Genomic DNA, 22,761 nt, shown 5'->3' on the forward strand with positions numbered 1-22,761 from the left:
ACCAGTGGGAGCGGTTCCACCAGTCGACGCGGCCGTCACGGCGCGCCCGATCTGCAAGGAGTCGCTCATGCGCCACCCCCCGCGTTCAGGTCTTTTACTCGTCTCCGTGAGCGGGCACGCCCCGCCGGACGGTGACGGGCCGCCGGTGTCCGAGCTGCCCGGCGACAGGGTCGTCCAGCGGGTTCGCGGACACCTGCGACCTGGATCCGCGGCCGTGGAACCGACCCACCCCGCCCCGCGGCGATCCGCTTTTCGCCCGGGCCGGAACCGGAGCACATGGCCGGCTCCCGCCGGCCCGGCCTGAACTCCGCCCGCGACGACAGTCCCACGTCGTCGGGCGTCGGGCCGAGCGAGCGTCCGCGCCGCCCCGGCGGACGGGCACCCCGCACGACCCCCTACGGAACCTCCACGTACACCCCACTACGGAAGAGGAAACCCGCACTCATGAGCCGTACCAGAACAGCACTCCTCGCGGCGATGGCGCTGGTCGCCGGCGCCGCCGGGACCGCGGTGGCCGCCGTGCCGGACGACTCCGGCATCCGGGCGATCCCCTGCACCGTCGACTACAAGGTGCAGAACCAGTGGTCCACCGGCTTCACCGCCGCCGTCACGATCACCAACAACGGCGCCGCGAAGTCCTCGTGGTCCGCGAAGTGGTCGTACGCGGGCAACCAGCAGGTGGGCAACGGCTGGAACGCGAAGATCTCCCAGAGCGGCAGCGCCGTGACGGCCTCCAACGAGACGTACAACGGCTCCCTCCCGACCGGCGGTTCGGTCAGCTTCGGCTTCAACGCCTCCTACAGCGGCTCCAACGCCGTCCCGGCGACCTTCACGCTGGACGGTGTCACCTGCAACGTCGACGACGGCGGTGGCGGTCCGGGCGAGCCGGGTCCGGGCAACCCCGGCTCACGGGTGGACAACCCGTACGCCGGCGCCAAGGTGTACGTGAACCCGGAGTGGTCCAGGAACGCCGCCGCCGAGCCGGGCGGCAGCCGGATCGCCAACCAGCCCACGGGTGTGTGGCTGGACCGCACCGCCGCCATCGCGGGCGCCGGCGGCAAGATGGGGCTGCGGGCCCACCTCGACGAGGCGCTGCGGCAGAAGGGCTCCGACCAGCTCGTCGTGCAGCTGGTGATCTACAACCTGCCCGGCCGTGACTGCTCGGCCCTCGCCTCCAACGGCGAGCTCAAGGCCGACGAGATCGACAAGTACAAGACGCAGTACATCGACCCGATCAAGGCGATCCTCGCCGACCCGAAGTACGCCTCGCTGCGCATCGTCACCACGGTCGAGATCGACTCGCTGCCCAACCTCGTCACCAACACCGGCAGCCGCCCGACGGCCGTGCCGCAGTGCGACGTGATGAAGGCCAACGGCAACTACGTCAAGGGTGTCGGCTACGCGCTCAACAAGCTGGGCGACGTCCCCAACGTCTACAACTACGTCGACGCCGGCCACCACGGCTGGCTCGGCTGGGACGACAACTTCGCCCCCTCCGCCGCCATCATGAAGGAGGCGGCGACCGCCGAGGGCGCCACGGTGAACGACGTCCACGGCTTCATCACCAACACGGCGAACTACAGCGCCCTCAAGGAGAACAACTTCACCATCAACGACACCGTGGGCGGCAAGTCGGTCCGCGAGTCGAAGTGGCTCGACTGGAACCGCTACGTGGACGAGCTGTCCTTCGCCCAGGCCTTCCGGGCGCAGGCCGTCTCGGCCGGCTTCAACGCGAACGTCGGCATGCTGATCGACACCTCCCGCAACGGCTGGGGCGGCACCGCACGGCCCACCGGACCGGGCGCGAGGACGACCGTCGACACCTACGTCGACGGCGGCCGCTACGACCGCCGCTTCAACACCGGAAACTGGTGCAACCAGGCCGGAGCCGGTCTCGGCGAGCGTCCGCAGGCGGCCCCGGCGCCGGGGATCGACGCCTACGTGTGGATGAAGCCCCCGGGCGAGTCCGACGGGGCCAGCTCCCAGATCCCGAACGACGAGGGCAAGGGCTTCGACCGGATGTGCGACCCGACGTACACGGGCAACCCGCGGAACAACAACAACATGTCCGGCGCCCTGGGCAACGCGCCGCTGTCCGGGCACTGGTTCTCCGCCCAGTTCCAGGAGCTGATGCGGAACGCGTACCCGGCGCTGTGACCTTCGCCGGCTGAGAGGATCCGCCAGGGGCGCGCACTTCCCCCACCCCCTGGCGGGTCCGGCCGCACGGCACGCCCGCACGCGCGACGGCCGCCCGTCCCCTTCCTCACGGGGGCGGGCGGCCGTTGCCGTTTCGGTGGCATGGTGGTGTGACGCACGTCACCGTGGCGTGGACGGGTGGGGCGATGAGTTCCGGACGGCACCCCGGTCTTCACCGCCGTACACCCCGAGCGGACGAGGAGACCACCCCATGCGCATCGTCATCACCGAGTTCATGAGTCTGGACGGCGTCGTGCAGGCCCCCGGCGGCCCCGAGGAGGACACCGACGGCGGCTTCGCCCACGGCGGCTGGACCCAGGAGTTCTTCGACCCGGAGGTGGTCGGCGGGGCCTGGGACGAGGCGCTGCGCGCGGCCGACGCGCTGCTGTACGGGCGTCGCACCTGGAAGGCGATGGCCGGGGCCTGGCCCGAGAGCACCGGTGACCCCTTCGCCGACCGGATCAACGCCCTCCCCAAGTACGTGGTCTCCAGCACCCTCGGCGACGACGAGCTGACGTGGAACACCACCCGCGTCCCCGGTGAGGAAGCCGTCGCCCACATCCGCAAGCTGCGCGAGAGCGAAGGCGGCGACCTGCTCGTCATGGGCAGCCCCAGCCTCGCCCGGACCCTCCTGCACGAGGGCCTCGTCGACGAGCTGCGGCTGATGGTCATGCCGGTCGTCCTCGGCGGCGGAAAGACGATCTTCCCCGACGGCGGCGCCAAGCACACCCTGAAGCTGGTCTCCACGGTCACGAGCCCCACGGGCGTGAACGTCTGTGTCTACCGGGCCGCCGACAAGGGCTGACCCCCGGAGAGTCTGAAGCCCGGAGCGCGCGAAGCCCGGAGAGTTTGCCGTTACGGCAAGAGAGGTTGCCGTCCAGTGGCGCGTCGGCGCAGGCTGACGGCAACCGGAAGAGAGGCTCACCACCATGGGACACCACCACCAGCACGGCCAGGGCGACGGCCACGGGCGCGGGCACGGGCATGGCCACGGGCACGGGCGTCACGACCACACCGACATCGACTGGGCCGAGCTGGCCGAGCACCTGGAGGAGCAGGCGGAGCTGTTCGCGCCGCTGAACCGCCAGGCCGCCGCCTGGGTGGCCGAGCGGCAGCCGGAGCCCGGGCTCGTCGTCGACGCGGGCAGCGGTCCGGGCGTGGTGAGCACACTGCTCGCCGACACGTTCCCCGGCGCCCGGATCGTCGCCGTGGACGGCTCGGGGCTGCTGCTGGAGCGGGCCCGGTCCCGGGCGGAACGCCTCGGCGTGGCCGACCGGTTCGCCACCCTGGAGGCGGACCTCCCCGAGGGGCTGGTCGAGTTGGAGTACCCCGTGGACGTGCTGTGGGCGAGCCGCAGCCTGCACCACCTCGGCGACCAGCGGGCCGGCCTCGCCGCCTTCGCCGAACGGCTGGCCCCGGGCGGGGTGCTGGCGCTCGTCGAGGGCGGGCTGCCCACGCGGTTCCTGCCGCGGGACATCGGCATCGGCCGTCCCGGACTCCAGTCCCGGCTCGACGCGGTGGAGGAGCTCTGGTTCGGCGAGATGCGGGCCGCCCTGCCCGGCACGGTCGAGGAGGCGGAGGACTGGCCGGGCCTCCTCACCGCCGCGGGCCTGCGTGACGCGACCTCCCGCACCTTCCTGCTGGACCTGCCGGCCCCGGTGTCGGAGGCGGCACGCGCCCACGCCCTCACCATCTTCCGGCGGCGCCGGGAGACCCTCGCGGAGTACGCGGACCACCTCGACCCGTCCGACCTCTCCACACTCGACCGGCTGCTGGACCCCGACGACAAGGCGAGCCTCCACCACCGCCCCGATGTGTTCGTCCTCGCGGCCCACACGGTCCACCTAGCCCGCGCGTGACGCGGGCACGGGGGCGGTGGGCGCCCGTGGCGCACGAAACCGCCCGCCGGAGCATCTCCGGCGGGCGGTCTCGTCGGTGAGCCTCAGGCCATGTCGAAGGTCGCCGGGTCGGGACCGATGCGGCGGTCCTCGTTCAGCGCGCTGATCGCGGCGATGTCCTCGGTGTCCAGGGAGAAGTCGAAGACCTCGATGTTCTCCTTGATGCGGGACGGGGTCACCGACTTGGGGATGACCACGTTGCCCAGCTGGAGGTGCCAGCGCAGCACGATCTGGGCCGGGGTGCGGCCGTGCTTCTGCGCGATGGCGATGATCGCCGGGACCTCCAGCAGGCCCTTGCCCTGGCCGAGCGGCGACCAGGCCTCGGTGGCGATGCCCTGCTCCGCGTGGTACTCGCGGGAGGCGTGCTGCTGGAGGTGGGGGTGCAGCTCGATCTGGTTGACCGCCGGGATGACGCTGGTCGCCTCGATCAGCGTCTCCAGGTGCTCCGGAAGGAAGTTGGAGACACCGATGGCCCGCGCGCGGCCGTCGGCGTACAGCTTCTCGAACGCCTTGTACGTGTCGATGTAGGAGCCGCGGGCCGGGACCGGCCAGTGGATCAGGTACAGGTCCACGTACTCCAGGCCGAGCTTGTCCAGCGACTCGTCGAAGGCGCGGAGCGTGGCGTCGTAGCCCTGGTCGCTGTTCCAGAGCTTGGTGGTGACGAAGAGGTCCTTGCGGGGGACGCCGGAAGCGGCGAGCGCCTTGCCGGTGCCCCGCTCGTTGCCGTAGATCGCGGCCGTGTCGATGCTGCGGTAGCCGGCCTCCAGCGCCGTGCCGACGGCCTGCTCGGCCTCGTCGTCCGGCACCTGCCAGACGCCGAAGCCCAGCTGGGGCATCTCGACGCCGTTGTTCAGGATGATCGGGGGGACCTTGCTGCTCACGAGCTCTCGATCCTTAAAGTCGTCGGTTGGTGCTTCCCATCGTCAACGATCACGGCACGCGATGCATTCCTGAGCGGCCCGCTCGCACACCGAATCGCAGAATGGCCGGAAATGGATCCGACGGTTCTACGTTATCGGTCCGGACCATTGACCGAACACCGTCACACGGGAAGTCTTGCACCGTTCCGACGTACATCACTGAACTCCGGTCACGTACGTGAATGGATGGCCATGACCCCCACACGCAGGACCCTCCTCGGCGCCGCACTCGGCGGCACGGCCGCCGCCCTCGGTCCACCGGTCACCGCGCACGCCGCCTCCTGGCAGCTGAAGTGGTCCCCCTCGGCGAGCGCGGACGGACTCCGCGCCTTCGAGACGATCGAGGACGACCGCGCCGACTCCCACACCGCCGGCGCGCCGCACATCCGAGCCACCGGCGACACCTGGCGGTTCGACATGCACACCGTCGACCGGGACACCTCCACCGACCGGCAGCGCCAGGAGGTCACCGGCCTGCGCACGTCCAGCGGCTTCCTCCGCTGGACGGAGGGGCAGACCTGGCGGGTCACCTACCAGATGTATCTGCCGAGTTCCCTCCAGGCGACCACCAGCTTCACCCACATCATGCAGATGAAGCAGCCCGGCAACGGCACCTCCCCGCTCGTGGTGCAGTCCCTGCGCCGGGTGAACGGGGCCCAGACCATCGAGCTGAAGCTGCCCATCGACGACATCCTGGTCGGCCGCACCGACCTGGCGCCCCTGCACGACTCCTGGACCGACGTCGACTTCCAGGTCAAGGTCGGCGACGGTTCGGCGGGTTCGGTGCGCTGGATCCTCAAGAAGGGCTCGACGACCCTGATCGACGTCTCCCGCACCGGCGTCGACACCTTCCTCGCCGACCGGCTGCGCCCCAAGTGGGGCATCTACCGCTCCCTCGGCGACACCTCGGGCTCCCTGCGGAACTGTCACATGCTGCTGCGGAACATGCGGGGCTACCAGCTGGTCTGACCCGGGTGCGCGAAGGAGGGCGGGCGTGTCCCCGGCGCTCTCACGCCCGGTACAGCGCCTCCACCTCCTTCGCGTACATCTTCTCGATCGCCTTCCGCTTCAGCTTCAGCGACGGCGTCAGCAGACCCTGCTCCTCGGTGAACTGGTGCGCCAGTATCCGGAACGTGCGGATCGACTCGGCCTGCGAGACCAGAGTGTTGGCGGCGACCACCGCCCGCCGCACCTCGGTCTCCAGCTCCGGGTCGCGCACCAGGTCGGCCGGTGACAGCTTCGGCTTGCCGTGCATCTGGATCCAGTGCTCGACCGCCTCCGCGTCGAGGGTGACGAGCGCGGCGATGTACGGCCGGTCGTTGCCGACGACGATGCACTGGGCGACCAGCGGATGGTCCCGCACCCGCTCCTCCAGGATCGCCGGGGAGACGCTCTTGCCGCCCGAGGTCACCAGGATCTCCTTCTTGCGCCCGGTGATCGTGAGGTAGCCGTCCTCGTCGAGGGCGCCCAGGTCCCCGGTGGCGAGCCAGCCGTCGTGCAGGGTCTCGTCGGTGGCCTTGGGGTTGTTGAGGTACCCCTGGAAGACATTGGGGCCGCGCAGCCACACCTCGCCGTCGTCCGCGATGTGCACGGTCATGCCCGGGATGGCCTGGCCGACGGTGCCGTACCGGGTGCGCTCGGGCGGGTTCGCCGTCGCGGCCGCCGTGCACTCCGTCAGCCCGTACCCCTCGTAGATGTGGATGCCGGCGCCCGCGTAGAACAGGCCGAGCCGGCGGTCCATCGCCGAGCCGCCGGACATCGCGTACTTGATCCGGCCGCCCATGGCCTCCCGGATCTTCGCGTAGACGACCTTGTCGAAGAACTGGTGCTGCACCCTGAGGCTCGCCGAGGGGCCGGGCCCGATGCCCCAGGCCTTCGCCTCGATCGCGTCCGCGTACTTCACGGCGACCTCGACGGCCTTCTCGAACGGGCCGGCCCTGCCCTCCCGCTCGGCCTTGCGCCGGCTCGCGTTGAACACCTTCTCGAAGATGTACGGCACCGCGAGGAAGAACGTCGGCCTGAAGGCGGCCAGGTCCGGCAGCAGCACGGCCGCGCTCAGCTGCGGCTGGTGCCCGAACTTCACCTTGCCCCTGATCCCGGCCACCTGCACCATCCGCCCGAAGACATGCGCGAGCGGCAGAAACAGCAGGGTCGCCGGCTCCTGGCCCCTGCGGGACTCGAACAGCGGCGCCCAGCGCTCGATGACCGTGTCCGCCTCGACCATGAAGTTGGCGTGGGAGATGACGCAGCCCTTGGGGCGGCCCGTGGTGCCGGAGGTGTAGATGATCGTCGCGACCGACTCCGGGGTCACCGCCCGCCGGTGCCGGTGCACCACCTCGTCGTCGAGCTGCGCGCCCGACTCGTACAGCTCCTCCACGGCGCCCGCGTCCAGCTGCCACAGCCGGCGCAGCTGCGGCAGCCGGTCGATGACCGTGGCGATGGTCATCGCGTGGTCCTCGTGCTCGACCATCGCGGCCGTGCACTGCGAGTCGAACAGCATCCAGAAGACCTGCTCGGCGGAGGAGGTCGGGTAGATGGGGACGACCTGGGCGCCGATCGTCCACAGGGCGTAGTCGAACAGGGTCCACTCGTACCGGGTGCGGCACATGATGGCGACCCGGTCGCCGAACCGAACCCCCTGCGACAGCAGGCCCTTCGCGAGCGCCAGCACCTCGTCACGGAACTCGGCGGAGGTCACGTCGCGCCACTCGCCCCGCTCGTCCTTGCGGCCGAGCGCGATGTACGTCGGGTCCTCCCGGGCGTACTCGAAGACGACGTCGGCCAGACCGCCCACCGGCGGCGCCGACGCCAACGGAGGGTTGGTGAACTCGCGCAAACCCGCTCCTCGTGGCGCTCCGCACAGCGCGTGAAAGCTACCTCACCGGGAGCCGGGATGGGAGGGGAATCGGAGGGGACGAATCGGCAAGATCAGTACGAGCGGGTAGCCGGAAATGTGTGCAGAGGGGAAGAGTCAGGGCGAAATCCCTTACGGCACAGTAGGTTTCGGCACCGTAATCTCCACCGAATCTGTACGACCCGATTACGGCCGCCGCCGGGGCCGGGTCGCGCCGCTTCACGTCCGGCCCCGGGGCTTCCGGTCGCACGGACCGGCATCAGTTCCAGCGCGGTCGCGCACCGTGCCGTCACACCCCACGGGCCCGGCCGTGCAGGCGGTCGCCGCCGGAGAGGATCGCCGCGGCCAGCGCGTCCGCCGCGCTCGTCGCCGCTCCCGGACGCCGTCCGTGCACGAGCACGAAGTCGACCTCGCCCAGCTCCGGCAGCCCCGCCCGCTCGGGCACCCGGACCAGACCGGGGGGCACCAGCCGACGGGAATGAGCCATCACGCCGAGGCCCGCGCGGGCGGCGGCGATCAGGCCGTTGAGGCTGCCGCTGGTACAGGCCACCCGCCAGGCGCGGCCCTCCCGCTCCAACGCCTCCAGGGCCAGCGCGCGGGTGATGCCCGGCGGCGGGTAGACGATCAGCGGCACCGGGCGGTCGGGGTCGAGGCGCAGCCGCTCCGCGCCGATCCACACCAGCCGGTCCGTCCAGACCGGCTCGCCGCGCGGGTCCTCCGGGCGCCGTTTCGCGAGCACCAGGTCGAGCTTGCACGCCGCCAGTTGCTCGTGGAGTGTGCCGGACAGCTCGACCGTCAGCTCCAGGTCGACCTCGGGGTGGTCGTGCCGGAAGCCCTCCAGGATCTCCGGCAGCCGGGTGAGCACGAAGTCCTCCGACGCTCCGAAGCGCAGCCGGCCGCGCAGCCGGGTCCCGGTGAAGAACGCCGTCGCCTGCTCGTGCACCTCCAGCAGGCGGCGCGCGAACCCCAGCATCGCCTCGCCGTCCTCCGTCAGCTCCACCGAGTGCGTGTCCCTGGTGAACAGCTGCCGCCCGGCCGCGTCCTCCAGGCGGCGCACGTGCTGGCTGACCGTGGACTGGCGCAGTCCCAGCCGCCGCGCCGCCTGGGTGAAGCTCAGCGTCTGCGCCACGGCGAGGAACGTCCGCAGGTGCGTGGGGTCGTACATGAGGGGCACCCTACGCCTGGTCATCACGAAACGCGATGGCTGTCAGAGCCGTATGACGGATTCCCGATCACGGGGTGGGAGAGGACCATGGAGACGGGCTCTCCGGCCCCGCCGCACCCCCCGATCGAAAGCACGTGGAGCACCGTGAAACGCCTGTGCCGGCCGAGTTGGATGCCGATCGACCCGTACATCCTGCTGCTGCTCGGGACGGTGGGTCTCGCGGCGCTCCTCCCGGCGCGGGGTGCGGCCGCCGAGGTCGCCTCCGGCGCGTCCACGGCCGCGATCGCCTTCCTGTTCTTCCTCTACGGCGCCCGGCTCTCCACCCGTGAGGCCCTCGACGGCCTGAAGCACTGGCGGCTCCACGTCACCGTCCTGGCCTGCACATTCATCGTCTTCCCGCTGCTGGGCCTGGCCGCCCGGGGCCTCGAACCGGTGTTCCTGAGCCACTCCCTCTACACGGGCCTGCTCTTCCTCACCCTGGTCCCGTCGACCATCCAGTCGTCGATCGCGTTCACCTCGATGGCCCGTGGGAACGTTCCCGCCGCGATCTGCGCGGGCTCCTTCTCCTCCCTCGCCGGCATCGTCATCACCCCGCTGCTCGCGGCGAGCCTGCTCGGCGGCAGCGTGGGCGGCTTCTCCGCCGACGCGGTCTGGAAGATCGTGCTCCAGCTGCTGGTGCCGTTCGTCGCGGGGCAGCTCGCCCGCCGCTGGATCGGTGGCTTCGTCACCCGGCACAAGCGGATCCTCGGCCTCGTCGACCGCGCCTCGATCCTCCTCGTCGTCTACGTCGCGTTCAGCGAGGGCATGGTGCGCGGCATCTGGAGCCAGGTCAGCCCGCTGCGGCTCGGCGGACTGCTGGTCGTCGAGGCCGTGCTCCTCGCGGTGATGCTCACGCTCACCTGGTACGGCGCGAAGCTCCTGCGCTTCGGCCGGGCCGACCGGATCGCCATCCAGTTCGCCGGCTCCAAGAAGTCCCTCGCCTCCGGACTGCCCATGGCGAGCGTCCTGTTCGGCGCCGAGGCGTCCCTCGCCGTGCTCCCGCTGATGCTGTTCCACCAGATGCAGCTCATGGTCTGCGCGGTCATCGCCAAGCGCCGCTCGCACGACCCCGTTGAGGCGGAGGTCACGGAGCGGCGAGACGGAGGGACACGAACCGAGGTCGGTACAAGGACACGTTCCGCGTGATGTTCAGCTGCGCCGCCGCCGCGTTCGCGTCCAGCCAGTTGACGTCGTAGCTGAGGACCAGCCGCCCGTCGCCGCCGAGCGCCTCGTGCGCCTGCGGGTTGTACGCCGCGACCCCGTCCCTCGGCAGCGGCGGGCCGAACCCCTTGGTGGGCCCGTGCCAGGGCCCGGTGGGGGAGCAGGCCCAGTACGCGGTGACGGTCGTCAGGCCCTCGGTCCCGGCGGCCATCGTGAACAGCACATAGGTGCGCCCGTCCCGGACGACGCTGAAGGCGCTGCCGACGCCCTTGTCCTCCCCGTTGCCCAGCACCGCCGCGGGCCGCCCCCGCACCGCCCACCGCGAGCCGTCCCAGTACTCCCACGCGCCCGGCTCCCCGAGCCTGCCGCGCGGCACCCGGGCGACATACGCGTGGGAGGTCGGCCGGGAGGCGGCCTGGGCGTCGGTGCCGCCGAAGACGTACGTCCAGTCGCCCGCGTCGACGGCCGTCGTCCCGAACAGCACCCGCCGCGCGGGATCGGCGACCGACGCCTGGTCGAGGACCGTCGTGACCCCCTCCAGCCGCAGCGCGGGCAGCGACAGCGTGGCCACCTCGGTGGCCGTGGGCACCCCGTAGATCCAGGGTGCCTGACCCGCCGTACGCGTCCACAGCAGCACCCTGACGACCTTCTCGGCGGAACCGGGGGAGCGGGGTTCGACGCGGGCGGCCACCGGCCAGCGCCACTGCTCGGGCGCCGGGTCCGGGAAGACCGGGGCCGGGAGCGTGGACTCCAGCCGGCCCGAGGGGGACATGACGACCGCCGAGTTGCGGACCAGGGGCGTCGCGACGTCCCGCCAGGCCACGGACTCGCCGACGGGGTTGGGCGGCGCGTGCACCTGGCCCAGATAGGTGTCGGAGAACAGCCACAGCACCCGCCCGTCGGGCAGGCGCACCGAGTGGGTGCCGTCGCCGCCGGTCCAGTCGTCGGTGCGGGTCGCGTCGTCGCCGTAGCGGGCGAACTCGCCGGTCAGCGGCTCGTCCGGCTCCCAGTCGCGGACGGTGCGGGCCGTGCAGGCGCGGCCGCCCTCCCGGTCGTCGTCCGGGAGGGCGGTGAGCAGCACGGCCGCGAGGGCGAGGACCAGTGCCAGAACGATGACCGGTCCCGCCCCCGTCCGCCGTCGTGCTCCCGCGTCGTCGGGCACGGGAGGGACGTTAGTGGCCCCGGTCCACGCGGTCCATGGGCAGCCACAGGATCGCGCCGCGCCGCGCGGCCGTGTCCCCGGCCCGCAGACCGGCCACCTCGTCGTCGCTCAACGCCCGGTCGTCGACGAGCACTTCGTCGAGCGCCCCGGTGAAGTGCACCCGGCTGTCGACGCGTTGCCCGAGGTGCACCCCGAACGGCGAGTTACGGCTGACCGATCCGGCGACGTCGGCGACGGCGAACCGTGTCCCGTCCACGAACAGCGTCAGCTGCCCGCCGCCGCGCCGCAGCGCCAGGTGGTGCCACCGCCCGTCGTTGTACGCGCCCGTCGACCGCACCGACACGGTTCTGGGCGCCGCGGCACCGTCCCGCACGGTCATCAGCGCCGTCAGCCTCCCCGACGCCGGCTCACCGCGCACCCACACCTGGGGCTGCGTGGTCCCGACCCCGCCCATCCACAGCAGCGGATGCTCCCCGGTGGCCGCCGTGTAGCGGAACCAGAGCGAGGCGGTGAACTCCCTGTCGTGGAGCGGCAGTCGGGACCGGTACGGCAGCCGTACGGCGTCGTCGGCGCCGTCGAACGCGATCGCGCCCCCGAACGCCCCGTCCGTGGGCCGCGCACCCCCGAGCACGGCGGCCCGCCCGCCGCCGGGTGCCCGGTCGGGAGTCGTCGGGTCGGGGCCCCGGCGCGGCTTCAGCCAGTCCTCCGCGAACCGGGCGAAGCGGATCTCGTCGCGGGCGTCGACGGCACCGCCCTCGTACAGCAGCCCCACGACATCGTTGCCGTCGACGCCGCGGTCGATCCGCACCAGGTCCGAGTAGCCGGACCAGTCGGTGGTGACGACCGTGCCCCGGTCCACGCTCTCCCAGGTGCGGCCGCCGTCGTACGAGGAGCGGATCGCCATGGTCCGGCGGCGGTCCGGGTCGGCGGGCCCGGCCAGCAGCAGGCGGTCGCCCAGCCGCAGCACGGAGCCCTGCACCTGGGGCATGTACAGGTCCGGGAGCGCCCGGAACGGGGAGGCGAAGCTGCGACCGCCGTCCCGGCTGACCGTCTGGCTGCGGTGCCCGAGGTCGGTGCCGTCCTGCTCGCGCCCGCTCACCAGGACCGAGCCGTCGGCGCGTTCGGTGAGCGTCAGCTCCGACGGCTTCTGCCGGAACGTTCCGTCGGCTGCGATCGGCCAGGTGTCGGTGGCGCCGATCCGCCAGTTCTCGCCGCCGTCGTCGCTGGTGACGAGCGCCGCGTGGTTCGCGGAGACCCGGCCGTCCGCCCAGGTCTCGGCGTTCACGCCGAGAACCAGGCGGCCCGCGTGCCGGCCCCGGGTGAGCTGGATGCCGTGCACCGGCCCGGTGGCGTACCAGGAGTTCCAGTGGGCCGGGCGGATCCGCTCGGCGAGCGACCGCGGCTCGGACCAGGTCAGTCCGTCGTCGTCGCTGTACTGGAGATGCGGGGTGCGGTCACAGGGCACGTCGCAGCTCGCGCTGTCCGTGCGGCCCGTGTTGTGGGTCTCCGCCAGCACGATGCGGCCGGTCTCCCGGTCCACGACGGGGGCGGGGTTGCCGTGGGTGTCGCCGGCGCCCTCGTTGACGACCTGGAGCGGGCCCCAGGTGCGGCCGCCGTCCGTGGACCGCTTCAGCACGAGGTCTATGTCGGCCGCGTCCCCGCAGTTCAGGACGCGTCCCTCGGCGAAGGCCAGCAGGGTTCCCGCCGTGCTCCGCACGATCGCCGGGATGCGGAAGCAGGCGTAGCCGGGGTCCTGGGACGCCTTGAAGAGAACCTGTTGCTCGAACTCGGCGGCGCCGGTCCTTGGTCGGTCCTCCGCTCCGGCGGGGTGGGGGAGGGCGAGGAGTGCGGTGGTGGTGAGTACGGCGGTGGTGAGTGTGGGGGTGAATACGGCGGTGAGGGTGGATCTGAGACGTGCGCGAAGACTCGACGGCACGGTGCGGCCAGCCCTTCATACGTCCGGATGAGAGGACGTCGGACGTCCCATGTCCGAGGTCCGGCCACAGACGGTACGGGGGGTTGGAGGGGCCGACAAGAACCGTGCGGGTGGTGTGTCAGCCGGGCGCCTATGGTCTCGGGGGTACGGGTGGTGCCGGCGGGTGCGGGTGCGTCGTGGTTTCTCGCGCGGTTCCCACCCACCCGCACCCGGCAACGCACCACGGGAGCCGGTCAGCCGCCCCGGGTGGCCCTGGCCCGCAGGGCGATCCGGTGTTCACCCGCGTACACGTTCATGGAGGCTCCCCGGAGGAAGCCGACGAGGGTCAGCCCCGTCTCGGCGGCCAGGTCCACCGCCAGTGACGACGGCGCCGACACCGCCGCGAGGACCGGGATCCCGGCCATCACCGCTTTCTGTGCCAGCTCGAAGGAGGCCCGCCCCGACACCAGCAGCACGGCCCGGGACAGGGGCAGCGCCCCGTTCTGGAGTGCCCGCCCGATCAGCTTGTCCACCGCGTTGTGCCGGCCCACGTCCTCCCGTACGTCGAGCAGCTCGCCGTCCTCGCTGAACAGGGCCGCCGCGTGCAGGCCCCCGGTCCGGTCGAAGACCCGCTGGGCCGCGCGGAGCCGGTCGGGGAGGTCCGCGAGGAGGCCGGGGTCGAGGCGGACCGGGGGAACGTCACCGCCGTGCGTGTCGTCCATGGGCCAGCGGGCCGTCGTACGGACCGCGTCCAGGGACGCCTTGCCGCACAGCCCACACGACGACGTGGTGTAGACGTTGCGTTCGAGGGTGATGTCCGGGATCACCACCCCGGAGGTCGTCCGCACGTCCACCACGTTGTACGTGTTGGAGCCGTCGGCGGTGGCGCCCGCGCAGTAGACGATGTTCTGCAGGTCGGACTTCTCGGCGAGGACGCCTTCGCTGACCAGGAACCCGGCGGCGAGCGCGAAGTCGTCGCCGGGGGTGCGCATGGTGATCGCGAGGGGCTTGCCGTTGAGGCGGATCTCCAGTGGCTCCTCGGCGACGAGCGTGTCCGGGCGTGAGGAGACCGCCCCGTCCCGGATGCGGATCACCTTGCGTCGTTCGGTGACTCGTCCCATGTCCTGCCCCTGTCCCGACCGGTGCCGATCAGTCCCGGTTCTGTACGCGCTGGTGGCCGGAGCGGCCCTTGATGCACAGATTGCCCTTCACGATCTCATTGTCCTGCACATGGAGCGTGAGGTTGCAGCCACCTCGACGCATCCGTCGGCTTTGGTCTCGGACATGTCCATGTCCTAGGGTCCGCGAGCGAGAACGATCAACGGGGTGACCGGATGCGCGTGACAAGGGCCTTGGCAGCCGTGGTGGCCGCAGGTGCGATGGCCGTGTCCCTGGCCGGATGCGACGACGAGTCCGGGAGCGGTGACGAGGAGTCCGTCGTCACCGGGCAGCGCAACGGAGGTGCCACGAGTGACCTGGCGGGCGGGCTGACCACGCGGCAGGAGCTCATGCTCGACAACCTCCCGGAGTCCGGGTCGGTCATGGCGGCCGGTGAGTACCTGCAGCGGTTCACGACCTGCGAGCAGTACAGCATCGACCCGGCCGACACCCGCTACTACCCCATGGACGAGGAGTTCGACGAGAGCTGGGGCGTGCGCTTCCGCGGCACCTGCGACGACGCGGGCGACAGCCACATCCGTGTCTTCTGGACCGGGAAAGACGGCATGAAGACCTTCCAGGAGGCCTACCGCGCCGACATCGCCGAGCGGATCGAGAAGTCCCCGAGCGCGGTCATCGACGGCGGCTTCGCCATCGGCGAGGACTTCGCCGTGATCGCGCCGGACCCCGACAGCATGCGTCAGCTGTCCTCGTCGTTCCTGCTGGTCCTCAACTGCAACCCGAACTTCGAGCCCGTCGGCGACATGAGCACCGCGCCCGCGCAGGTCGACGGATGTGTGCTGACGGACGACTTCACCGACCGAGCTGTACCGTACGACCGTTCGGCGCGCGTCGCATACCGTTCATCGCATACGGCCGACGTGCCGCCTTCTCAACTACCCGGCTACTCCCTACCGTCCGGGATCATGAGTCCCCCCGTCGCGCCCGTGGGCTGGAGCCGCTGGCTCGTTCCCCCCGCCGCCCTCTCCGTCCATCTCTCCATCGGACAGGCCTACGCCTGGAGCGTGTTCAAGCCGCCGCTCGAATCCGCGCTCGGCCTCAGCGGCACACAGAGCGCGCTGCCCTTCCAACTCGGCATCGTCATGCTGGGGCTGTCCGCCGCGTTCGGCGGGACGCTCGTCGAGCGCAACGGGCCGCGCTGGGCCATGACCGTGGCCCTGATCTGCTTCTCCTCCGGTTTCCTGATCGCCTCCCTGGGCGCGGCCACCGAGCAGTACTGGCTGATCGTCTTCGGCTACGGCTTCGTCGGCGGCATCGGCCTCGGCATCGGCTACATCTCGCCCGTCTCCACCCTGATCAAGTGGTTCCCGGACAGGCCCGGCATGGCCACCGGCATTGCCATCATGGGCTTCGGCGGCGGTGCGCTGATCGCCTCGCCGTGGTCCGCGCAGATGCTGGAGTCCTTCGGCGCCGACTCCTCCGGGATCGCCGTCGCCTTCCTCGTCCACGGACTGTCCTACGCCGTGTTCATGACCCTCGGGGTGCTGCTCGTGCGGGTGCCGCGCGGCGAGAAGCCCGTCCAGAGCGGACCGAGCGCCTTCGAGGGCCCGCAGGTCTCGGCCCGCGACGCCATCCGCACCCCGCAGTTCTGGTGCCTGTGGGTCATCCTCTGCATGAACGTGTCCGCGGGCATCGGCATCCTGGAGAAGGCCGCCCCGATGATCACGGACTTCTTCGCCGAGTCCTCCACCCCGGTCTCGGCCGGCGCGGCGGCCGGCTTCGTGGCGCTCCTGTCGGCGGCCAACATGGCGGGCCGCATCACCTGGTCGTCGACCTCCGACCTGATCGGACGCAAGAACATCTACCGCGTCTACCTCGGCGTCGGCGCCCTGATGTACCTGCTCATCGCGCAGTTCGGCGACTCCTCGAAGCCGCTGTTCATCGTCTGCGCCCTGGTGATCCTCTCCTTCTACGGCGGCGGCTTCGCCACGATCCCCGCCTATCTGAAGGACCTCTTCGGCACCTACCAGGTCGGAGCCATCCACGGCCGGCTGCTCACCGCCTGGTCCACGGCCGGTGTCCTCGGCCCGCTGATCGTCAACTGGATCGCCGACCGCCAGGAGGAGGCGGGCAAGAGCGGCCCCGACCTCTACGGCACGTCCTTCTTCATCATGATCGGCCTGCTCGTCGTCGGCTTCGTCGCCAACGAACTGGTCCGGCCCGTCCACCCCCGCTTCCACATCCCCGCCCCGAGGGAGGCCGCCGATGTCGTCCAGCGACAGCAGCCCGAATCCGCCTGACCGGCGCCCGCTGATCGTCTTCGCCTGGATGTGGGTGGGCGTACCGCTCGCCTACGGACTGTACGAACTCGTACGAAAGGCCACGCAACTGTTCACCGCATGACTGCTCGGTCGAGTACGTGGATGTCCAGGAGTCTGACAGAAGCCCACAACATGGGTTCGTCTTTACTGTCGCCTCACTCGCCCCCCTACCCGTGGGTCACTGCGCAGACTGGTGAATCCCGCTGACCACAGGCTATGAGGGGGAACACCCATGATCGGCTCGCGCATCGCCGCCGTCGGCCACTACCAGCCCGCCAAGGTGCTCACCAACAAGGACCTGGCGGGCATGGTCGACACCAGTGACGAGTGGATCACGACCCGTGTGGGCATCCGCACCCGGCACATCGCGGGACCCGACGAGCCCGTCGACGAGCTGGCCGGGCACGCCGCCGCCAAGGCGCTCGCGACGGCCGGTCTCGCCGCCGCCGACATCGACCTCGTGGTGGTCGCCACCTCCACGGCCGTCGACCGTTCCCCGAACATGGCCGCCCGGGTCGCCCGCCGGCTCGGCATCCCGTCCCCGGCCGCGATGGACGTCAACGTCGTCTGCGCCGGCTTCACCCACGCCCTCGCCACCGCCGACCACGCCGTCCGCGCGGGCGGGGCCACCCGGGCGCTCGTCATCGGTGCCGACAAGATGTCCGAGGTGACCGACTGGACCGACCGTACGACCTGTGTGCTCGTCGGGGACGGCGCGGGCGCGGCGGTCGTCGAGGCGGCCGACCCCGCCGACGGGGCGCCCGGCATCGGACCGGTGCTGTGGGGCTCGGTGCCCGAGATGGGGCACGCGGTACGGATCGAGGGGACGCCCGCCCGGTTCGCCCAGGAGGGGCAGAGCGTCTACCGCTGGGCCACCACCAAGCTGCCGCCCATCGCCCGCGCCGCCTGCGAGAAGGCCGGCCTCGCCCCCGCCGACCTCGCCGCGGTCGTCCTCCACCAGGCCAACCTGCGCATCATCGAGCCCCTCGCGGAGAAGATCGGCGCCGTCAACGCCGTCGTCGCACGGGACGTCACCGAATCCGGGAACACCTCGGCCGCGAGCATCCCGCTCGCCTTCTCCAAGCTCGTCGAACGCGGCGAGATCTCCAGCGGCGACCCCGTGCTGCTGTTCGGCTTCGGCGGAAACCTGTCGTACGCCGGACAGGTCGTCCGCTGCCCCTGAGCACCGCCCCGGTGGTGATGTGACGAGTCAGACGCGTCAACTCCCTGGCCCACGGGGCTCGTAGGCTGTAGACGAAAGACGATCCATGCTGGCTGTTGACCTCGACTTTCCAGTACGGGCCGTTCGCTTTCCGTGTGCAGTACGCCCAGTGGTGCTCTGGAGGGGGACCCGATGTCGTCGACAGGGCTGCCGCAGGGGGCCGTGCCCAAGCTCGAACGTCCCGGCCCGCTGCGCGACCGCGTCTACGAAGCCCTGCTCGAACTGATCACCACCCGCGCCCTGCGCCCCGGCCGGCATCTGGTCGAGAGCGAACTGGCCGGCCGGCTCGGGGTGTCCCGGCAGCCGGTCCGTGAGGCTCTCCAGCGGCTGAACACCGAGGGCTGGGTCGACCTGAGGCCCGCGCAGGGCGCGTTCGTGCACGAGCCGACGGAGGAGGAGGCCGACCAACTCCTCACCGTCCGCACCCTGTTGGAGGCGGAGGCGGCCCGCCTCGCCGCGGCGAACGCCGGTACGGCGGGGATCACGGCGCTGGAGGAACTCTGCGCGGAGGGAGAGCGGGCCGTCGACGCGGACGACGTGGACGCCGCCGTCGCGATGAACGCCCGCTTCCACGCGAAGGTCATGGAACTCGCCGGCAACACGGTCCTCGCCGAACTCGCGGTCCAGGTCGACCGCCGCGTCCGCTGGTACTACACGCCGGTCGCCCGGCAGCGCGGCCATCAGTCCTGGAACGAACACCGCGCACTGATCGCGGCGATCTCGGCCCGCGACGAACAGCGGGCGACGGAGGTCATGCGGGCGCACACGGAGCACACCCGCAGGGCTTACCACGAGCGGCCTCGGCCGTAGCGCGGGTCAGGACTCCGCGCCCGACAGGTCAGGACTCCGCGCCCGACAGGTCGAAGGTGGCTGTGCCGCGATGGCTGAGGGCGACGAGGGCGTCGGGGCCGTCGAAGTCGACGTCGACGACTTCGCCGTGGAGATCGATGGAGGCGAGCGCCCGGCTGTGGATGCCGCTCAAGGACGGGCCCGCGCATGCCTGGGACGCCATCGACAGCGCCATGGGGAGCAGGAACCACGCCAGCGGCTCACTGCGGATCAGCAGGAACCAGCCGCAGAAGGCCAGGAGGCCGACGACGCGGTTGACCCACTGCCACCTGTAGATCATCCGCAGGTCGACGATGTGCACGGCGGATCCCTGAACCAGCGCGAGCCGTACACCTCGCCGGATCGGGTGGGCGGCCGCGAGCAGCCCGGGGACACTGAAGGCCAGGGTCCGGAGCGGCATGGCGCGGGGGCGCGAAACCGCCCCGACGGTCATCACGGTGTCGAGTTCGTCCTTGCCGGTGACCAGAGCCAACGAGGCACGTCCCCGGTCGACCAGACGGCACTTGCGCACGGCGGTCCTGCGCTTGTCGATCATTCCGGCCAACGCCTGCGCGTGGGGATTCCAGGCATGTTCGCGAAACGCCGCGTTGAGGTTGAAGGGATAGGCGGTGCCGTAGTTCATCCAGCCGCACGAGAGGCCGGTCGAGGACTGCGTGTCCTCCGTCCAGCGAAGCACCCAGAGATTGCGTGAGGGCTTCGTACCGAGAAAGGTGCGCGTCACCGTCGAGTCGTTCGCGCAACTGAGGACGCACGGCCGTCCCCGGACGCTTCCGAGGGACACCGACAGGACCCTGTTCTGGTGGGCGGGAACCTTCATGGAAGACCATTCCGGGTCCTCGTCGAGAGTGAACACACGGACCGCCCCGGATTGTTCGCCCGCCACCACCCGGAGCCTGTCGCCCTGGCATCGGGCTGCGAGTGCCGAGACGGCCGAGTCGCACGAGCCTATGGGCGCGTCCGTTCCGTTCCTCAGGTCGAGGGCGAACACCCGGGCGCCGGAGCTCACGATGAGCAGCGCGGTTCCGTGATGGGTCACGCAGTCCGTGTACTCGGGCTCGAACCGTGCGCTGTGCCGGGCCACCACCTGCCCGTCGGAGCAGTCGCGCAGGACGACGTGGTCGGGGTGGACGACGACCACCACCCGGCGGCCGTCGAGTTCCGTGGTGTGCACGGCGAGCGGTTCACTGAGCCGTTCCGTTCCTCGGCTCACTCGGGCACCTCGGGAAAGTCCCAGATCCGTACGGCGCCGGAACGCTGTCCGGCCGCTATCACCACATGGCCGTGGCGCAGTTCGAGGACGCGCACCTGGCTCACCGCCGAGCGCACGTCGTAGAAGTCGGAGACCGAGAGGCCCGGCCGCGTCAGCGAGAAGAGTTCCAGGGGCCGGTCGCAGTAGTCGTATCCGGCGATCGCGAATGTACTGCCGCCCCGTGTCCACACATCGACGTCCCGGACGGACTCGGGGCAGCTTCGGAGCTGTTGCGGGGCACGATCCAGATGAACCCGGAAGATCGTGTGATCGCCCTTGCCGACGAGGAACTGCGGGGGATCCGTTCGGGGGATGACCTGAATGCCCCTGGCGTAGCCACTGCCTCCGTAACAGCTCTCACTGCGGCCGGTCTCCAGATCGATGAGCTGGACGCCGTTCCAGGCACTCACGACGGCCCGGGGTCTTCCCTCGACCGGGGTGACGACGACGGTCGCCTCGCTCCGCATGAAATCGCATGCCCTGTTCATGGTCAGGGCAGGGAGCCGGCTCGCCCCCAGAACGTCGAAGCGGTGCAGGACGGAGTCGTCGGTCACACAGAACAACCGCAGCTCGCCCCCGACCTCGGCGAACGCCACCGCACTCGTCTCACTGTCCGAGACCGCGTCGCCGACGGGCCAGCCGCCGAGTGCCCGGTTGCCCCCGAACACATCCCAGAGCTGGACCCGCGTCGCGCTGCTCGTCGCCATGAAGACACGACCGTCCCCGACCACGGTGTCCAGGCCGGTGATGTGTCTCCCCTCCGTGATCGTGCCGCTGACGACCGGACGGTTGGCGTCGACGTTCCACACCTCGATCTCACCTATGTGGGAGACGACCGCCAGATACTGTGCGCCGCCGTACCGGAACGCCGACATCCGGGTTACCTCTCCGGACAGCTTGGTGAGGGTGTAGCCGCTGCGCCGGGGACGCAGGTCGACCCAGCGGGCCTTCCAGGGCGAGGTGTCGGGTACGGGCGGCATACGGGCCCGGAGGGTACGGGCGTCATGGGTCCGCACCGCCAGGTCGAGGGCCGCCGGCCGCAGTTCCGGCTCCGTGCGGCGGAAGTCCGCGGCGGCCTGCCGGTAGGCGTTGATCGCCGCCCGCACCTCCGACATGTCCCGGTCGGCGGGCAATCGGTGGCCGTCCAGCGCCCCGAGGAGCCGGTACGGGATCGCGCCGAGCAGATACGCCGGGTCGAGCATCAGCTCGTCGAGGACCGGGTGGCCGCCGGCCTTGGCGATGTGGGTGGCCAGGTAGGCATGGGTGTAGAAGCTGGCCCGTCCCCAGTCGCGGGTTCCGTCGGCGCGCACCGGCGTGTGGTCGACGAGGTGGTCGACGAAGCACCGGTGCACCGCCTGAGGATCCGGCACCGCGCGCAGATGCTCCGTGAGGGAGAGATGGTGGGGCTGGTAGACGGTGTGCCCCTGGTCCGTCGACCTGACCGCGTAGCTTCCCACGTGCTCGCGCAGCCAGAGCACGTCGTCGTAGTCGTAGCGCCGCCCCGCCATCCGGCTGGCGAGGCCCGCCCAGATGTCCTCGTCCGGAAGGCCGTTGCCCTCCGCGAAGGCCAGCGGGCGCAGCAGGTCCAGGGCCCGCTCGGCCTGCTTCCGGCCGAGCCGCTCGGTCAGGTCCCGCTCCAGGATCTCCCCCGGCAGACGCGGCAGTTCGGTCTCCCACCCCGGGCGGAGGTCGGGCGGCTCCGCACGGGCGGCGAGCATCCGGGCCAGCAGACGGCCCACCAGGAACGACGGCTCGGCCACCTGTGCGACGCCCTCGGCCACCCGGGACACCGTCCCCTCGGGCGTCCGCCGGAACGGGCTGTCCCCGGTCGCCTGGAGCAGGACGTGTTCGACGTGGCGCCGCAGGCCCTCCGGGTCGGCGAAGTCGCCGTCCAGGTCGACCATGTCGCACAAGTCGTGCAGACGGGTGGCCAGTTCGGTGCGCATGCCGAGGAGGAGGCGTACCGAGCCGTCCAGGAGCAGGGGCTTCAGGACCTCGTCGACCAGCAGCTCCGGCCGGTCGGTCTCGTCGACCGCGTCGATGAGGACGACCGGGGCCGACGTCGTCGAGCGACGGGCGGCGTGGGCGACGGCGTCGACGATCGCCTCCGCCCTCAGCCCGGCCGCGTGGATCACCGTGGTGAAGCTGTTCCGGGGAGGGAGGGCCTCCTCGCGGACACCGACCCGGTCCACGGGGACGTGCGCGTGGTGGCGGGGATCCGCCAGGGACGCGATCAGTCCGAGGACGGCCGTCTTCCCCGATCCCGGGCCGCCCGAGACGACGAGGCCCCGGCGGTTGTCCGCCGGGTCGGTCAGCCAGGTCACGATCCGGCGCAGTGCCTCCCGACGTCCGGTGAAGTCCCAGGTGACGCCGTCCGTCCGGACCGAGGCCCTGGCCTTCGGCAGGAAGTGCCGTGCGAACGCCTGGCGTTGCCGCTCGTCGGCGGCCCGCTCCCGCTCGATCCGTTCGTGCCCGGCGAGGGCCCTGAGGTCCTGTGCCGCGACGTGCTCCCCGCCCGTCCCGATGTACACGGTGGCGTGGTGGATGTCGCGCCCGGCGACGAGGGAACCGGTGCCCTCGGCGATCAGCGTGTGCGGGCGGGACCGGCCCCACGGAAGGCCCCACCGAAGCCGTGCACGCAAGCCGCGGCGCCTCATGAAGCCGTCGCTCTGTCCATGCCGGTTTCGTATA

Annotated in this window: 17 protein-coding genes and 1 pseudogene; 9 read left to right on the forward strand and 9 right to left on the reverse strand. The window is 71.1% G+C overall.

Annotated elements, in window-relative coordinates; all coding sequences use genetic code 11:
• Positions 1-444 precede the first annotated feature (444 nt).
• The 3 genes from ACZ4Z3_RS13310 (at position 445) to ACZ4Z3_RS13320 (ending at position 4,055) form a co-directional block, all read left to right on the forward strand.
• On the forward strand, positions 445-2,157 hold the full coding sequence (locus tag ACZ4Z3_RS13310; protein WP_468501067.1) for a glycoside hydrolase family 6 protein: 1,713 nt from the start codon (positions 445-447) through the stop codon (positions 2,155-2,157).
• A 250-nt stretch (positions 2,158-2,407) separates the two neighbouring features.
• Positions 2,408-3,001 carry a dihydrofolate reductase family protein gene (locus tag ACZ4Z3_RS13315; protein WP_468501068.1) on the forward strand — a complete coding sequence of 198 codons (594 nt, stop codon included), beginning with the start codon at positions 2,408-2,410 and terminating at the stop codon, positions 2,999-3,001.
• A 124-nt stretch (positions 3,002-3,125) separates the two neighbouring features.
• Entirely contained in the window at positions 3,126-4,055 is a 930-nt protein-coding gene (locus ACZ4Z3_RS13320; protein WP_468501069.1) for a class I SAM-dependent methyltransferase, read from the forward strand.
• An 83-nt stretch (positions 4,056-4,138) separates the two neighbouring features.
• Here ACZ4Z3_RS13320 and ACZ4Z3_RS13325 read toward each other — a convergent pair whose 3' ends face one another.
• On the reverse strand, positions 4,139-4,975 hold the full coding sequence (locus ACZ4Z3_RS13325; RefSeq protein WP_468501070.1) for an aldo/keto reductase: 837 nt from the start codon (positions 4,973-4,975) through the stop codon (positions 4,139-4,141).
• Between the two features lie 231 nt (positions 4,976-5,206).
• Here ACZ4Z3_RS13325 and ACZ4Z3_RS13330 point away from each other — a divergent pair, with 231 nt between their 5' ends.
• Positions 5,207-5,983, forward strand: a complete 777-nt coding sequence (locus ACZ4Z3_RS13330; RefSeq protein ID WP_468501071.1) for a Tat pathway signal sequence domain protein — start codon at positions 5,207-5,209, stop codon at positions 5,981-5,983.
• 40 nt (positions 5,984-6,023) lie between these two features.
• Here ACZ4Z3_RS13330 and ACZ4Z3_RS13335 read toward each other — a convergent pair whose 3' ends face one another.
• Together ACZ4Z3_RS13335 and ACZ4Z3_RS13340 are read right to left on the reverse strand one after the other, a co-directional pair.
• Positions 6,024-7,850 (reverse strand): AMP-dependent synthetase/ligase, encoded by a 1,827-nt coding sequence (locus ACZ4Z3_RS13335; protein ID WP_468501072.1) that lies wholly within the window; start codon positions 7,848-7,850, stop codon positions 6,024-6,026.
• Positions 7,851-8,157: 307 nt separating this feature from the next.
• Entirely contained in the window at positions 8,158-9,033 is an 876-nt protein-coding gene (locus ACZ4Z3_RS13340; RefSeq protein ID WP_468501073.1) for a LysR substrate-binding domain-containing protein, read from the reverse strand.
• 144 nt (positions 9,034-9,177) lie between these two features.
• On the opposite strand from ACZ4Z3_RS13340, the gene ACZ4Z3_RS13345 reads away from it, so the two are divergent.
• Positions 9,178-10,218 (forward strand): bile acid:sodium symporter family protein, encoded by a 1,041-nt coding sequence (locus ACZ4Z3_RS13345; protein ID WP_468501074.1) that lies wholly within the window; start codon positions 9,178-9,180, stop codon positions 10,216-10,218.
• Here the strand turns inward: ACZ4Z3_RS13345 and ACZ4Z3_RS13350 are convergent.
• The 4 genes and pseudogenes from ACZ4Z3_RS13350 to ACZ4Z3_RS13365 all read right to left on the reverse strand — a co-directional run.
• Complete coding sequence (locus ACZ4Z3_RS13350) at positions 10,157-11,395, reverse strand: hypothetical protein (protein ID WP_468501075.1); 1,239 nt, start codon at positions 11,393-11,395, stop codon at positions 10,157-10,159. The genes ACZ4Z3_RS13345 and ACZ4Z3_RS13350 overlap by 62 nt on opposite strands.
• 10 nt (positions 11,396-11,405) lie before the next feature.
• The gene (locus ACZ4Z3_RS13355) at positions 11,406-13,331 is read right to left on the reverse strand and encodes an exo-alpha-sialidase (protein ID WP_468501076.1); all 1,926 of its coding nucleotides are present in this window, start codon (positions 13,329-13,331) and stop codon (positions 11,406-11,408) included.
• A gap of 233 nt (positions 13,332-13,564) precedes the next feature.
• Positions 13,565-14,431, reverse strand: coding sequence for a formate dehydrogenase accessory sulfurtransferase FdhD (gene fdhD, locus ACZ4Z3_RS13360; protein WP_468501077.1), 867 nt, complete (start codon positions 14,429-14,431; stop codon positions 13,565-13,567).
• Positions 14,432-14,459: 28 nt separating this feature from the next.
• Positions 14,460-14,561, reverse strand: a pseudogene (locus ACZ4Z3_RS13365) (2Fe-2S iron-sulfur cluster-binding protein); the annotation flags it as partial.
• Positions 14,562-15,394: 833 nt separating this feature from the next.
• Between ACZ4Z3_RS13365 and ACZ4Z3_RS13370 the strand changes: the two are divergent.
• From ACZ4Z3_RS13370 to ACZ4Z3_RS13385, 4 genes are all read left to right on the forward strand, one after another.
• Positions 15,395-16,729: an OFA family MFS transporter gene (locus tag ACZ4Z3_RS13370; protein ID WP_468501431.1), complete on the forward strand. Its 1,335-nt coding sequence runs from the start codon at positions 15,395-15,397 to the stop codon at positions 16,727-16,729.
• Entirely contained in the window at positions 16,695-16,832 is a 138-nt protein-coding gene (locus tag ACZ4Z3_RS13375) for an MFS transporter small subunit (protein ID WP_468501078.1), read from the forward strand. Before ACZ4Z3_RS13370 ends, ACZ4Z3_RS13375 begins: the two co-directional genes overlap by 35 nt.
• 150 nt (positions 16,833-16,982) lie before the next feature.
• On the forward strand, positions 16,983-17,933 hold the full coding sequence (locus ACZ4Z3_RS13380) for a beta-ketoacyl-ACP synthase III (RefSeq protein ID WP_468501079.1): 951 nt from the start codon (positions 16,983-16,985) through the stop codon (positions 17,931-17,933).
• 171 nt (positions 17,934-18,104) lie between these two features.
• On the forward strand, positions 18,105-18,782 hold the full coding sequence (locus tag ACZ4Z3_RS13385) for a GntR family transcriptional regulator (RefSeq protein ID WP_468501080.1): 678 nt from the start codon (positions 18,105-18,107) through the stop codon (positions 18,780-18,782).
• 28 nt (positions 18,783-18,810) lie between these two features.
• On the opposite strand, the gene ACZ4Z3_RS13390 is transcribed toward ACZ4Z3_RS13385, so the two are convergent.
• Together ACZ4Z3_RS13390 and ACZ4Z3_RS13395 are read right to left on the reverse strand one after the other, a co-directional pair.
• A complete protein-coding gene (locus ACZ4Z3_RS13390; RefSeq protein ID WP_468501081.1) occupies positions 18,811-20,031 on the reverse strand; it encodes a hypothetical protein in 1,221 nt (406 codons plus the stop codon).
• The gene (locus tag ACZ4Z3_RS13395) at positions 20,028-22,712 is read right to left on the reverse strand and encodes a hypothetical protein (protein ID WP_468501082.1); all 2,685 of its coding nucleotides are present in this window, start codon (positions 22,710-22,712) and stop codon (positions 20,028-20,030) included. Before ACZ4Z3_RS13395 ends, ACZ4Z3_RS13390 begins: the two co-directional genes overlap by 4 nt.
• Between the last annotated feature and the right edge of the window lie 49 nt (positions 22,713-22,761).

The sequence above is a fragment of the Streptomyces sp. NPDC030296 genome (genome assembly GCF_055572815.1).

Excerpts from the sequence above, each read along its gene's own strand:
- ACZ4Z3_RS13380 (WP_468501079.1), top strand. The coding sequence starts at position 16,983 with ATGATCGGCTCGCGCATCGCCGCCGTCGGCCACTACCAGCCCGCCAAG.
- ACZ4Z3_RS13370 (WP_468501431.1), top strand. The coding sequence starts at position 15,395 with ATGAGTCCCCCCGTCGCGCCCGTGGGCTGGAGCCGCTGGCTCGTTCCC.
- ACZ4Z3_RS13340 (WP_468501073.1), bottom strand. The coding sequence starts at position 9,033 with ATGTACGACCCCACGCACCTGCGGACGTTCCTCGCCGTGGCGCAGACG.
- ACZ4Z3_RS13375 (WP_468501078.1), top strand. The coding sequence starts at position 16,695 with ATGTCGTCCAGCGACAGCAGCCCGAATCCGCCTGACCGGCGCCCGCTG.
- fdhD (WP_468501077.1), bottom strand. The coding sequence starts at position 14,431 with ATGGGACGAGTCACCGAACGACGCAAGGTGATCCGCATCCGGGACGGG.
- ACZ4Z3_RS13385 (WP_468501080.1), top strand. The coding sequence starts at position 18,105 with ATGTCGTCGACAGGGCTGCCGCAGGGGGCCGTGCCCAAGCTCGAACGT.
- ACZ4Z3_RS13315 (WP_468501068.1), top strand. The coding sequence starts at position 2,408 with ATGCGCATCGTCATCACCGAGTTCATGAGTCTGGACGGCGTCGTGCAG.
- ACZ4Z3_RS13320 (WP_468501069.1), top strand. The coding sequence starts at position 3,126 with ATGGGACACCACCACCAGCACGGCCAGGGCGACGGCCACGGGCGCGGG.
- ACZ4Z3_RS13330 (WP_468501071.1), top strand. The coding sequence starts at position 5,207 with ATGACCCCCACACGCAGGACCCTCCTCGGCGCCGCACTCGGCGGCACG.
- ACZ4Z3_RS13310 (WP_468501067.1), top strand. The coding sequence starts at position 445 with ATGAGCCGTACCAGAACAGCACTCCTCGCGGCGATGGCGCTGGTCGCC.